Origin of the sequence: Kitasatospora terrestris, assembly GCF_039542905.1 — a bacterium.
GTDB lineage: Bacteria > Actinomycetota > Actinomycetes > Streptomycetales > Streptomycetaceae > Kitasatospora > Kitasatospora terrestris.
In genome coordinates this window covers 5415659-5428332 of record NZ_BAABIS010000001.1, presented here as the reverse complement: position 1 = coordinate 5428332, position 12674 = coordinate 5415659, and the positions used below count along the sequence as shown (strand labels likewise).

The window sequence follows — 12674 nt, the reverse complement described above, 5'->3', positions numbered from 1 at the left end:
CACGGCCACGGCCACGGCACGACCATGACCGATCACCGCCGATCACCGCCGATCACCCCTGACCGCGACCGGCCACGACCCGACCGAGGGCCCCCGCCCCCGGTAGAGCCGTCGACCAATGGTCCCGGCCCGGCTTTCAGTCCAGGTCAGCCGCTTCAGGCGATCTTGAACGGCTGCTGGCAGGCGCCACAGACGATCGAGGCCTGGGCGAGCACGGACGGCACGACCCGGACGTTGCGGCCGCAGCCGCAGACGGCCTTGACGCGGACGCCGCCGCCGGAGGAGCCGTGCCGGGCCGCCGGGCCTCGGAACGTCCGGTGGTTGCCCTCGCCGGTGACGGCGAGCTGGTGGGCACCGAGGGCGCGGTCGAGACGCTCGATGGTCCCGGTGTAGCGCTCGCGGGTGGCGATGTCCATGGTGACCTGGGAGAAACCGCTGCTGGCGTGCGGCTCGACCGGGTGGGCCAGGCCCAGCTCGGAGGCGAGCATCAGGAAGCGGCGGTTGTGGTAGCGGCCGGCTCGCGAGGTGTCGCGGATCTCGCGGGCGGCAGCCAGCCCGTGGGCGGCCTCGTGCAGCAGCCGCTCGAAGTTGAGCTGGGTGCCACAGGCCGAGGAGGACTCGCCGATCAGCGCCTCGGGCGAGGCCAGGTCGGGGAGGTCCTGGTGGTGGGCCTGGATGTCGCTCCAGGCGGCGGCCAGTTCGGCCGCCAGGACGAGGGGCTGTGTCGTGCTCACGCTGTACCAACGATGGGGAGAGAGCCGATGTTCCGCGAGTTCCCGGTCTCCGGGAATTCCCAGCGAACTCTCAGGAATGCACATCCGCGCGCGAATTGCGCTGATCCGATCTGACGCAAGACCAACCCCCTGCAACTCTCGTGCCCGGCGGGTTTCGCCGGGCTCTCGGCACCGCACGGGGGCCCAGCACCCCCAAGCGGACGGCCCGTGACCCGCCGAGAATTGACAGGGCCACGGGCCGTATACCGTACCGCTAGTTTTCGACCGCCGGGAGTTGACCGGTCAGTAGTCTCAACTGCTAGTACGCGAACCTGGGTTCTTGAATTCGAACGTCCGTCAGCCGGAACGCTGGTGGAACGGTGCGGTGACGCTCAGTAGGCACGGGCGACGAGCGCCAGATTGCCGGCCTGGTCGTCGGTGGCCGGGACGGAGCCGTCGGCCGCGACGATGCAGCGCACCGAGACGCCCTGAGCGGCCAGCTTGGCCTCGCCCTCCGGGCCGAGCTCGGCCCAGGAGATCCGGCCCCAGCCGGTCGCGGCGGCCTCGATGGCCTCGTCGATGGTCTTGACGTCCACCGTGCGGGCCTCGCGGCGCTCGCGGGACTGACGGAGCAGCAGTGCCTGGTCCTCCTCGAGGATGCCGGGCACGGTCGCGGCCAGCGAGTCGATGGAGACCGGCTCCTTGCCGCCGGCGATGCGGCGGGCGAGCATCGCGGTGCCGGCCTCGACGTCGCGCGGGCCGACCTCGATGCGCAGTGGGACGCCCTTGAGCTCCCAGTCGACGGCGCGGCGGCCGAAGGGGGTGTCGGTCCGGTCGTCGACCACCACGCGGACGCCGGCGGCCTCCAGCGCGGCGCCGATCTCGCGGACCTTCGCCAGCACCGCGTCGTCGCCCTTGATGGCGAGGACGACGGCCTGGACGGCGGCGAGCCGCGGCGGGACGCGCAGGCCGTTGTCGTCGCCGTGCGACATGATCAGGCCGCCCACCATGCGGGTGGAGACGCCCCACGAGGTCTGCCAGACGTGCTCGCGCTCCGAACCGGCGGACAGGTAGGTGGTGTTGAACGCCTTGGCGAAGTTCTGGCCCAGCTCGTGGCTGGTGCCCATCTGCAGGGCCTTGCCGTCGCCCATCATGCCCTCGAGGGTGAGGGTGTTGATGGCGCCGGCGAAGCGCTCCTTGGCGGTCTTGCGGCCGAGCACCACGTCGATGCCGAGGACGTTGACCATGAAGTCGCCGTACACGTCGGTGTGGATCTTCGAGGCGTAGTCGCGGGCGTCCTCGTAGGTGGCGTGGGCGGTGTGGCCCTCCTGCCAGAGGAACTCGGTGGTGCGCAGGAAGACGCGCGGGCGCAGCTCCCAGCGGACGACGTTGGCCCACTGGTTGATCAGCAGCGGCAGGTCGCGGTGGCTCTGCACCCACTTGGAGAAGTACTCGTTGATGATCGTCTCGGAGGTGGGCCGGACCACGACCGGCTCGTCCAGCTCCTTGCCGCCGCCGTGGGTGACCACCGCGAGCTCTGGGGCGAAGCCCTCGACGTGCTCGGCCTCCTTGGTCAGGTACGACTGCGGGATGAACATCGGGAAGTAGGCGTTCTGGGCGCCGGCCTTCTTGATCCGGGCGTCCATCTCCTGCTGCATCCGCTCCCACAGGCTGTAGCCGTACGGTCGGATGACCATGGTGCCGCGCACCGGACCGTTGTCGGCCAGCTCGGCCTTGTTGATGAGGTCCTGGTACCAGCGGGGGAAGTCTTCCGCCTGAGGGGTGAGAACGGGTGCCTTAGCCATGGGGCAGATGGTACGGGGATCCGGGCGCGGACTGTGAATCGGTTTCACCGTCCGGCCAACAACCCGCGCCGCCCGTCTGGACGCCGGGGCCGAGGCGCTGTTCGCTGGTACCGGGGCGGGCTCGACCGGGGGCGGGAGCAGGACATCCGGTGGCGGCAGCGCGGCATCGGGACTCAGGGTGGCATCGGGACTGAAGGTGGCATCGGGATCCGGAGTGACAGCGGGATCCGGGGTGGCACCGGGACTCACGGACGGGAATGGAGACCGGAATGGCTTCAGCGCAAATGACCGGCGACACCGCACAACGCCCCGGGGTGCAGGCCCTCGCGGGGTCGCAGGGTCGGGCGCGGGACTGGGCGGAGATCCAGGAGCGGATGCTGGTCCCGCTCTACCAGGCCGTCTACCAGCGGCTGGAGGTCGGAGCGGCGACCAGTCTGCTGGCCCTGGGCTGCCGTTCGGGGCTGGCCCTGCTGCTGGCGGCGGAGCGCGGGGCGCAGGTCACCGGCGAGGAGGACGTCGCCGAGCTGCGGGAGCTGGCGCAGGGCCGGGGCCTCGCGGTCTCCCCCGGGCCCGCTGCGTCGGTGCCCGGCCTGGAGCCCGCGGCAGCCGGCTTCGAACCCTCGGCGTCCGGTCCCGGGCCCTCGCGGGCCGCCGGCCCCGCCGCACGCTTCGCCCCGTCGGCCCTCGACAGCCCCGCACGCTTCTCCCCGTCGGCCCTCGACAGCGCCGCGCGCTTCTCCCCCTCACCGGCCGGTGTGGCCGCCCGTTCGGCGTACGGCGTCGCCCGGCCGGCCCACTCGCTGGTGACGGTTTTCGAGCAGCTGCCGCTCGCCGAGCGGCCGACCGAGCTGGTGGCCGCGGCGGCCCGGCGGACGCTGCCGGGCGGTCAGGTGGTGCTGGCGAGTTGGGGCCCGCCGGAGCGCTGCGAGAGCGCGTCGGTGTTGGCGGTGGCGCACCGGCACGCCCCGCGCCCCCCGGCGCGCGGTCCGTTCGGGTTGAGTGCTCCGGGGGCGATGGAGCGGCTGCTGAACGGTGCCGGTCTGCGGCCGGCGGGCAGCGGACGGGTCAGCTGCCCGTTCGCCTACGCCGATCTGGACGAGGCGGTGCGCGGCATGCTCTCCACCGGACTGTTCGAGCGGGCGGTGGCGGACGCCGGGGAGGCGCTGGTGGCCAAGGAGCTGGAGGAGGCGCTGCACCCGTACGTCCAGGCTGACGGCTCGGTCCGGATGGTCAACCTCTTCCGCTACGTCGTCGCCGAGCGCTGAGCCCACCACCCGACCGGTCAGACCGAGCCCGCCACCCGACCGGACAGACTGGGCCCGCCACCCGACCGGACAGGCCGAGCCCGGCACCCGACCGGCCAGACCGAGCCCGGCACCCGGCACCCGGCACCCGGCACCCGGCACCCGGCACCCGGCACCCGGCACCCGGCCGAGGGGCGTTCACGCCCGGTCGAGCGCCTTGCGCGGCACGCCGGCCGCCTCGTACGCGGCCTCCTCGTCCAGCGTCTCGGCGTCGAGCAGGGCGCGGGCGAGGGCGTCCAGCTTCCCGCGGTGCTCGCCCAGCAGCCGCACCGCGTCCTCGTAGCACTCGGCGACGATCCGCCGCGCCTCCTCGTCCACCGCGTCCAGGGTGGTCGGCGCGGCGGACAGCCCGTACGCGCCCTGGCTGTCGTTGGGGATGGCGGTGAGCCGGCCGACCCGCTCGCTCATGCCCCAGCGGCCGGCCATCCCGCGGGCGATGTTGGTGACCTGCTCCAGGTCGCTCTCCGCGCCGGTGGTGACGATGCCGTAGACCACCTGCTCGGCCGCCATGCCACCGAGTGCGCCGATGATCCGGCCGCGCAGGTAGGGCTCGGTGTAGGAGTAGCGGTCGGTGTCGGGGGTGGAGAGGGTGACGCCGAGCGCCCGTCCGCGGGGCACGATGGTGATCTTGCGGACCGGGTCGGCACCGGGCTGCAGCATGCCCAGCAGGGCGTGGCCGCTCTCGTGGTAGGCGGTGCGCTCGCGCTCCCCGGCGGGCATCACCAACGGCCGGACGGCTCCCAGCTGGACCTTCTCCAGCGCGTCGGAGAGGTCGGCCTGCGCGACCGCGTCCTGCTTGCGCTTGACCGCGAGCAGCGCCGCCTCGTTGACCAGGTTGGCCAGGTCGGCGCCGGTCATGCCGGGGGTGGTGCGGGCGACCTGGTCGAGGTCGGTTCCGGCGGCCAGCGGGACGGACCGGGTGTGGATCTTCAGGATCTCCTCGCGGCCGCCGCGGTCGGGCGGGCTGACGGTGATCCGGCGGTCGAAGCGTCCGGGGCGCAGCAGCGCCTGGTCGAGGATCTCGACCCGGTTGGTGGCGGCGATGACGATGACGCCCTCGGAGCCGGAGAAGCCGTCCATCTCGGTGAGGATCTGGTTGAGCGTCTGCTCGCGCTCGTCGTGGCCGCCCATGCCGCCACCGCCGCCGCGCTGCCGGCCGATGGTGTCGATCTCGTCGATGAAGACGATCGCGGGCGCCACCTTGCGGGCCTCGGCGAACAGTTCGCGGACCCGGCTGGCGCCGACGCCGACGATCATCTCGATGAACTCGGAGGCGGACGCGGAGAAGAACGGCACGTCCGCCTCGCCCGCCACCGCCCGGGCCAGCAGGGTCTTGCCGGTGCCGGGCGGACCGGCGAGCAGCACGCCGCGCGGCATCTTGGCGCCGAGCCTGCGGTACTCCTGCGGGTTCTTGAGGAAGTCGACCACCTCGCTCAGCTCGGCCTCGACCTCGTCGATGCCGGCCACGTCGGCGAAGGTGGTGCGCCGGCCGGCGCTGGTGTCGACCGGCTTCGGCGGCGCCTTCCGCCCGAGCGCCCCCGCGCCCATGCCGCCGGCCATCCGACGGGCCATCAGCACCCACACCAGGATCAGCAGCAGCATCGGGGCCAGCGAGATCAGCAGGTTGGCGAGGAAGCTGCGCTGCTGCACCACCGGCTCGGCGGTGACGGTGACGTTCTGCGCCTGGAGGGTGCCCCAGAGGTTGTCGTCGGCGAACACCGGGCGCTGGGTGGTGAAGTCGGTGTAGTCGCCCTTGCCGCCGTCGGGCTTGGGCGCCTTGCTCTTCAGGCTGCCCTCGATGGCGTCGCCCTTGGAGTAGATCTTGGTGATGTTGCCGCTGTTCAGCTGGTTGTTGAACTCGGTGTACGAGATCGTGGTCGACCCGCCGTTGCCGACGAAGCTCAGCAGCAGGTCGGAGATCAGGAACACCACCAGCGCGGTGAGGATCAGCCCGCCCCAGCCACCGGGCATCCTGCGGCGCGGCGGGGGCGGCGGGGCGCCCTCGGACCGCCACGGCTGGTCGGGGGTCTGGCGGGGCGGTACGGGATTGGTCACCCATCGGACAATACGGACATGCCGAACCTTGATCCAGGCGGCACGAGGCGGCGCGCGGCTCAGATCCGGGTCGGGGTCGGCCACTCCTCGGCGGTGAGGGCGAACCGCTCGTGGTCGCGCCACGCGCCCTGCAGGAAGAGCATCCGCGGCGTGAAGCCCTCGTGGCGGAAGCCCAGTCGGCGGGCCAGGGCGATCGAGCGCTCGTTGTCCGGCTGGATGTTGATCTCCAGGCGGTGCAGCCCGAGGCCTCCGAGGTCCTCCGCGGCGAAGCAGCGGTCGACCACCAGCCGCATGCCCTCGCCCATCCGGCCGGTGCCGGCGAACGGCAGGTAGGAGTCGTAGCCGAGCGCGGCGTTGCAGAAGCGGCCCATCACGATGTTGGCCACGTTGCACTTGCCGACCAGGCCCCCGGTCTCGGCGTCCTCGATCAGGTAGGTCCTCAGCCCGGCGCCCTGGCGGTCCAGCAGCTCGGGCAGCCCGTCCGGCTCGACCGGGTTCCACCGGCCGATGTGCTCGGCGGACCGTCGCACCGCCTCCGCGTACGCCTGCACGTCCTCGCGCCTCGGCGCCCGGATCCTCACTCGCATAGGTCCATCAAAGCACCGGGAAGCGCACGGCCGGGGGCGCTGCGCGCACCCCCGGCCGTCATTGCTCCTCCACGGACGACCCCCGCGGCGGGTCCTCCAGCAGGCCCCACGGCAGGACCCACGGCGGGCCCCACGGCAGGACCCACGGCGGACCCCACGGTGGGGGTCCTCCAGCAGGCCCCGCAGCAGAACCCGCAGCAGGCCCTACAGCAGGTCCTTGAACTCCGGCGGGAGCTGGAAGTCCGACGGGCCCTTGCCCGCACCGAGGCCGAAGGCACCGCCGGGGGCGGCGGGCTGCTCGCCGGCCGGGCCGAGCGCCTTGCGCTGGGCGGCCTCGGCCTCCTCCTGCGCGCGCTTCAGCGGGTTGCCGCTCTTGCGCTTGCCCTTGGCGACCGGCGCCTTCTTGGCGGACTTCTTGGCACCGCCACCCATGCCGGGGATGCCCGGCATGCCGGGGATGCCCTTGCCGGAGGCCATCGCGGACATCATCTTCCGCGCCTCGAAGAACCGCTCGACCAGGTTCTTCACCTCGCCGACCTGGACGCCCGAACCCTTGGCGATGCGGGCCCGGCGGGAGCCGTTGATCAGCTCCGGCTCGGCGCGCTCGGCCGGCGTCATCGACTTGATGATCGCGCCGACCCGGTTGACGTCCTTGTCGTCGATGTTGTTGATCTGGTCCCGGATCTGGCCCATGCCCGGCAGCATGCCGAGCAGCTTGGAGATCGAGCCCATCTTCTGGACCTGCTCCAGCTGGGACAGGAAGTCGTCCAGGGTGAAGGCCTTCGGACCGCCGCGCAGCTTGGCGGCCATCTTCTCGGCCTCCTCCTGCGAGAAGGTCTGCTCGGCCTTCTCGATCAGGGAGAGGACGTCACCCATGCCGAGGATGCGCGAGGCCATCCGGTCGGGGTGGAAGGCGTCGAAGTCGTCGACCTTCTCGCCGTTGGAGGCGAACATGATCTGACGGCCGGTCACGTGGGCGACCGAGAGGGCGGCGCCGCCCCGGGCGTCGCCGTCCAGCTTGGAGAGCACCACGCCGGTGAAGTCGACGCCCTCGAGGAAGGCCTGGGCGGTGGTGACCGCGTCCTGGCCGACCATGGCGTCGACCACGAACAGCACCTCGTCCGGCTGGACGGCGGCGCGGATGTCCGCGGCCTGCTGCATCAGCTCGGCGTCGATGCCCAGGCGGCCGGCGGTGTCGACGACGACGACGTCGTACTGCTTCTGCTTGGCGTACTCGATCGAGTCCTTGGCCACCTGCACCGGGTCGCCGACACCGTTGCCGGGCTGCGGGCCGTAGAAGGCGACCCCGGCGCGCTCGGCGACCACCTGGAGCTGGTTGACCGCGTTGGGGCGCTGGAGGTCGCAGGCGACCAGCAGCGGGGTGTGCTTCTGCTGCTTCAGCCAGTGGCCGAGCTTGCCCGCCAGGGTGGTCTTACCGGCACCCTGCAGACCCGCCAGCATGATGACGGTCGGGCCGTTCTTGGCGTAGCGCAGACGGCGGGTCTCGCCACCGAGGATCGCGATGAGCTCCTCGTTGACGATCTTGATGATCTGCTGCGCCGGGTTCAGCGCGCCGGAGACCTCGGCGCCGAGCGCCCGGTCCTTGATCTGCTTGATGAAGGCCCGCACCACCGGCAGCGCGACATCCGCCTCCAGCAGCGCGATCCGGATCTCGCGCGCGGTGGCGTCGATGTCCGCCTCGCTGAGGCGGCCCTTGCCCCGGAGGTTCTTGAACGTCGCTGCGAGGCGGTCGGAGAGAGTGTCGAACACGTCGGTCGCGGGTCCCTTGCGGCATCGGTACGGGTATGGTCGTCGCCCCCAGGGTATCCGGCCGCCCGTGGAACGGTCTCCACCCCGGTACCCAGCGGGCCGGACACCGGCTCAGCCGAGCGCCTCCTGCACCGAGCGGGCGACCTGCGCGGCCCGCTCCGCGGCGAGCGGGCGGCCGTCCTGGTCGGTCACGTAGAAGGCGTCCACCGCGTCCGCGCCGAGCGTGGAGACGTGCGCGGTGCGGACCCGGACGCCGGCGGCGTCCAGGGCCCGGCCGATCCGGTGCAGCAGCCCGGGGGCGTCGTGGGCGCGGACCTCCAGCACGGTGGCGCTGAGCGAGACCGCGCCGGGGGCGACCGTGACCACCGGCGGCGGGGTGGCGATGCCGCGCCGTTTCGGGGCGGCGGCGTCCCGTTCGGCGAGTTTGCGGGCGACGTCCAGCGAGCCGTCCAGGGCGCGTCGCAGGTCCGCGCGGAGCCGCGCGGCCTCCGGCAGCTCGCCGTACTCGGCGGCGACCGTCCAGGACAGCAGCAGGACCGGCCCGGCACCGATCGGGTCGAGCTCGCGCAGGCCCGCCTTGCGGACGGTGAGCCGGTGCAGCGCGAGCACCCCGGCGACGGTACCGAGCAGGCCGGGCTGGTCCGGGATGGCCAGGGTCAGCTCGACGCCCATCGGCTCCGGCACGCCCGGCTCGGCGACCCCTCCCGCGCCGGCCTCGGTCTGGGCGTGCAGGGCGAGCGCGGGGGCGAGGGTGCGGGCGGCCTCGACGGCGAGCCGCTCCTCGTCGGCGGTCGGCTCGGCGTCGGCCGGCAGGGCCAGGCCGCCGGCCAGCTGGGCCGCGGACCGGGCGACCAGGCCGTGCACCAGCGAGGCCCGCCAGCTCGACCAGGCGGCGGGGCCGGTGGCGGTGGCGTCGGCCTCGGTGAGGGCGTGCAGCAGCTCCAGGTGCGGCAGGGTGCCGACCACCTTGGTGATCAGGTCGACGGTGGCCGGGTCGTCCGGGTCGCGCCGGGTGGCGGTGTCGACCAGCGTCAGGTGGTGGCGGACCAGCAGGGCCAGGGTGTCGGTGTCGGTCTTGTCGAAGCCCATCCGGACGGCCAGGTCGCGGATGATCACCTCGCCGGCCTCGGAGTGGTCGCCGGGCCAGCCCTTGCCGATGTCGTGCAGCAGCGCGGCGACCAGCAGCAGGTCGGGCCGGGCGACCCGGCGGGTCATCGCGGCGGCCTTCACCGCGGTCTCGATCAGGTGCCGGTCGACGGTCCAGCGGTGCACGGCGTTGCGCTGCGGCCGGCAGCGGACCCGCTCCCAGTCAGGCAGCAGCCGGCTGATCAGCCCCTCGGCCTCCAGCGCCTCCCAGACCGGCAGACAGGCCTCGCCGGCGCCGAGCAGGGTGACCAGCTGCTCGCGGGCCTCGTCCGGCCAGGGCACCGGCAGCGGCTTGGCCTCGGCGGCCAGCCGCCGGACGGTGGCGTACGAGACGGTGAGCCCGGCCTGGGCGGCCGCGGCGGCGGCGCGCAGCGGCAGCACCGGGTCGGTGGCCGGGCGGGCGCCCTGGGCGAGCACCGCCTCGCCGTCCTGCTCGACCACGCCCTCGGCGAGCGGGCGGCGCTCCACCGCGCCCTTGCCGACCGCGCCGCCGGTCCGGCCGACGCCGCTGAACGGGAAGCCCAACCGGGAGATCCGCCGGCCCCGGTTGGCCCGGGCGGCGAGCACCCGCTCCACCGAGCGCCAGGTGACGTCGGAGGCGTAGGCGACGGTCCGGGCGGATTCGTAGACCTGGCGCAGCAGGGTGTCGGCGTCGAGCACGCCGAGCTGGGCGGCGACCTGGTCCTGGTCCTGGAGGCTGAGCCGCTCGGTGGCCCGGCCGGTGGCCAGGTGCAGGGCGTCGCGGACGTCGGCGAGCCGCTCGGCGGCCGCGTCCAGGCCGTCGCGCGGGGCGTCGGCGAGCCAGGTGGCGGCGATGGCGTTGAGCGCGACCACGTCGCGCAGGCCCCCCCTGGCCTCCTTGAGGTCGGGTTCGAGCAGGAACGAGAGCTCGCCGTGGCGTTCGGCCCGGGCGGTGCACAGCTCGTGCAGCTCGGGGAGGCGCGCCGGGGCGCCGCTGCGCCAGTCGGCGAGGACCGTGGAGCGCAGCGCGGCGGTGAGCGCCGGGTCGCCGGCCAGGTGGCGGGCGTCCAGCAGGCCGAGCTGGGCCTTGAGGTCCTCGGCGGCCACCGCGCGGGCCTCGGCGGGGGTGCGGACGGAGTGGTCCAGCGCGGCGCCGCTGTCCCAGACCGGGTACCAGATCCGTTCGGCGAGCTCGGCGTCGAGCGGACCCTCGTGCAGCAGCAGGACGTCCAGGTCGCTGCGCGGGGAGAGCTCGCCGCGGCCGTAGCCGCCGACGGCGACCAGCGCGGTGCCGGGCGGGGAGCCGGCCGCCCGGTAGAGCCCGGTGAGCCAGCGGTCGGTCAGCGCGGCCAGCGCGGTCCGTCGTCGGGCGCCGCCGAGGGCGGGGTCGGCGAGCAGCGCGGCGCGTTCGGCGGCGTGGTCGCCGGTGCCGAGCGGGCCCTCGTCGGGCGTGGGGGTCGGCTGGGTTCCGGTCGTCGTCACGTTGTGTCCCCGTCCGTGTGCCGGTACGCCTGCGGCGGACCCGCCGCCGGGTGGGCAGCGGGTCCGCCAGGAGTCGTGCTGGATGCGTCGTGCTGAATGCTAGGGCTACAGGGCGTCCGGACCGCGTTCGCCGGTGCGGACGCGGACGGCGGTGTCGACCGGGACGGACCAGACCTTGCCGTCACCGATCTTGCCGGTGCGGGCGGCCTTGACCACGACGTCGATCAGCTGCTCGGCGTCCTCGTCGTCGACCAGGATCTCGATCCGGACCTTGGGCACCAGGTCGACGGTGTACTCCGCGCCCCGGTAGACCTCGGTGTGGCCGCGCTGGCGGCCGTAGCCGCTGGCCTCGGTGACGGTCAGGCCGTGGACTCCGAAGGCCTGCAGGGCCTCCTTGACCTCGTCCAGGCGGTGCGGCTTGATGACGGCGGTGATGAGCTTCATCAGGCGTCGACCTCGGTCTTCTCGGCGGTGACGGTGGAGACGGTGGCGGTGGCCGACACGGCGCGGGCGATGCTGGCGCCGACCGCGGTGAAGTCGTACGCGGACTCGGCGTGCTCGGCCTGGTCGATGCCGGCGACCTCGACGTCCTCGGAGACCCGGAAGCCGATGGTCTTCTGGATCGCCGTGCCCAGCAGCCAGGAGAGGACGAAGGAGTAGACCAGCACCACGACCACGCCGAGGGCCTGCTTGCCCAGCTGGGTCACGCCGCCGCCGTAGAACAGGCCGGAGGCGGTCTGGCCGACGTGGCCGGTGGCGAAGAAGCCGATCAGCAGCGAGCCGATGATGCCGCCGACCAGGTGGACGCCGACCACGTCGAGCGAGTCGTCGAAGCCGAGCTTGTACTTCAGGCTGATCGCCGCGGCGCAGACCGCGCCGGCGATCAGGCCGATGGCGATGGCGCCGAGCATCGAGACCGAGCCGCAGGCGGGGGTGATGGCGACCAGGCCGGCCACCGCGCCGGAGGCGGCGCCGAGCGAGGTGAACGCGCCGTGCTTGATCTTCTCGTAGGCGAGCCAGCCGAGCACCGCGGCGGCGGTGGCGACCTGGGTGTTCATGAACGCCATGCCGGCCACGCCGTTGGCGGCGAGCGCCGAGCCGGCGTTGAAGCCGAACCAGCCGAACCAGAGCAGACCGGAGCCGAGCATCACCAGCGGCAGGCTGTGCGGGCGCATCGGGTCCTTCTTGAAGCCGATCCGCTTGCCGAGCACCAGGGCCAGGGCGAGGCCGGCCGCACCGGCGTTGATGTGGACGGCGGTACCGCCGGCGAAGTCGATCACGCCGTTGCGGTCACCGAGCCAGCCGCCGTTGCCGCCGTCGAAGAAGAACACCCAGTGCGCGACCGGGAAGTAGACGACGGTCACCCAGAGCGCCACGAACAGGCTCCACGCGGTGAACTTGGCGCGGTCCGCGATGGCGCCGCTGATCAGCGCCGGGGTGATGATCGCGAACATCAGCTGGAAGGCGGCGAACGCGGTGACCGGGATGGTGCCGGTGATGGCGTTCAGGTCGATGCCGCGCATCCCCAGGTAGTCCAGGTTGCCGATCAGACCGGCGCCCGCGTCGGGGCCGAAGGACAGCGAGTAGCCGTAGAGGACCCACAGCACGCTGACGATCGCGAGCGAGACGAAGCTCATCACCAGCATGTTGAGCGTGCTCTTGACCCTGACCATGCCTCCGTAGAAGAAGGCCAGGCCCGGGGTCATCAACATGACCAGGGCCGCACAGATGAACACAAAGGCGGTATCGCCCGCGCTGAAGCCGTCCGGCATCGGCGTCTCCTCCGAGATGAAAGCCGCTCCGCACCCGGGACACCTGTCCCGTGCCATCCCGGGTGGTCGGCGATGAAGA

Annotated in this window: 9 protein-coding genes; 1 reads left to right on the top strand and 8 read right to left on the bottom strand. The window is 72.9% G+C overall.

Features of this window, described 5'->3' with window-relative positions:
* Positions 1 to 155: 155 nt before the first annotated feature.
* Positions 156 to 734 carry a hypothetical protein gene (locus ABEB06_RS24985; protein WP_345699128.1) on the bottom strand — a complete coding sequence of 193 codons (579 nt, stop codon included), beginning with the start codon at positions 732 to 734 and terminating at the stop codon, positions 156 to 158.
* Between the two features lie 371 nt (positions 735 to 1105).
* Entirely contained in the window at positions 1106 to 2518 is a 1413-nt protein-coding gene (gene proS / locus ABEB06_RS24980) for a proline--tRNA ligase (protein WP_345699127.1), read from the bottom strand.
* 269 nt (positions 2519 to 2787) lie between these two features.
* Between proS and ABEB06_RS24975 the strand changes: the two genes are divergently transcribed.
* Positions 2788 to 3783: an SAM-dependent methyltransferase gene (locus ABEB06_RS24975; protein ID WP_425559687.1), complete on the top strand. Its 996-nt coding sequence runs from the start codon at positions 2788 to 2790 to the stop codon at positions 3781 to 3783.
* A 177-nt stretch (positions 3784 to 3960) separates the two neighbouring features.
* On the opposite strand, the gene ftsH is transcribed toward ABEB06_RS24975, so the two are convergent.
* The 6 genes from ftsH to ABEB06_RS24945 all read right to left on the bottom strand — a co-directional run bounded on the left by ftsH (position 3961) and on the right by ABEB06_RS24945 (position 12595).
* Positions 3961 to 5877, bottom strand: a complete 1917-nt coding sequence (gene ftsH, locus ABEB06_RS24970) for an ATP-dependent zinc metalloprotease FtsH (protein ID WP_345699126.1) — start codon at positions 5875 to 5877, stop codon at positions 3961 to 3963.
* A gap of 59 nt (positions 5878 to 5936) precedes the next feature.
* A complete protein-coding gene (locus ABEB06_RS24965) occupies positions 5937 to 6464 on the bottom strand; it encodes a GNAT family N-acetyltransferase (RefSeq protein WP_345699125.1) in 528 nt (175 codons plus the stop codon).
* A gap of 204 nt (positions 6465 to 6668) precedes the next feature.
* Complete coding sequence (ffh, locus tag ABEB06_RS24960) at positions 6669 to 8234, bottom strand: signal recognition particle protein (RefSeq protein ID WP_345699124.1); 1566 nt, start codon at positions 8232 to 8234, stop codon at positions 6669 to 6671.
* A gap of 111 nt (positions 8235 to 8345) precedes the next feature.
* Positions 8346 to 10823: a [protein-PII] uridylyltransferase gene (locus tag ABEB06_RS24955; protein WP_345699123.1), complete on the bottom strand. Its 2478-nt coding sequence runs from the start codon at positions 10821 to 10823 to the stop codon at positions 8346 to 8348.
* 105 nt (positions 10824 to 10928) lie between these two features.
* Entirely contained in the window at positions 10929 to 11267 is a 339-nt protein-coding gene (locus ABEB06_RS24950; RefSeq protein WP_345699122.1) for a P-II family nitrogen regulator, read from the bottom strand.
* Complete coding sequence (locus ABEB06_RS24945) at positions 11267 to 12595, bottom strand: ammonium transporter (protein ID WP_345699121.1); 1329 nt, start codon at positions 12593 to 12595, stop codon at positions 11267 to 11269. Before ABEB06_RS24945 ends, ABEB06_RS24950 begins: the two co-directional genes overlap by 1 nt.
* Between the last annotated feature and the right edge of the window lie 79 nt (positions 12596 to 12674).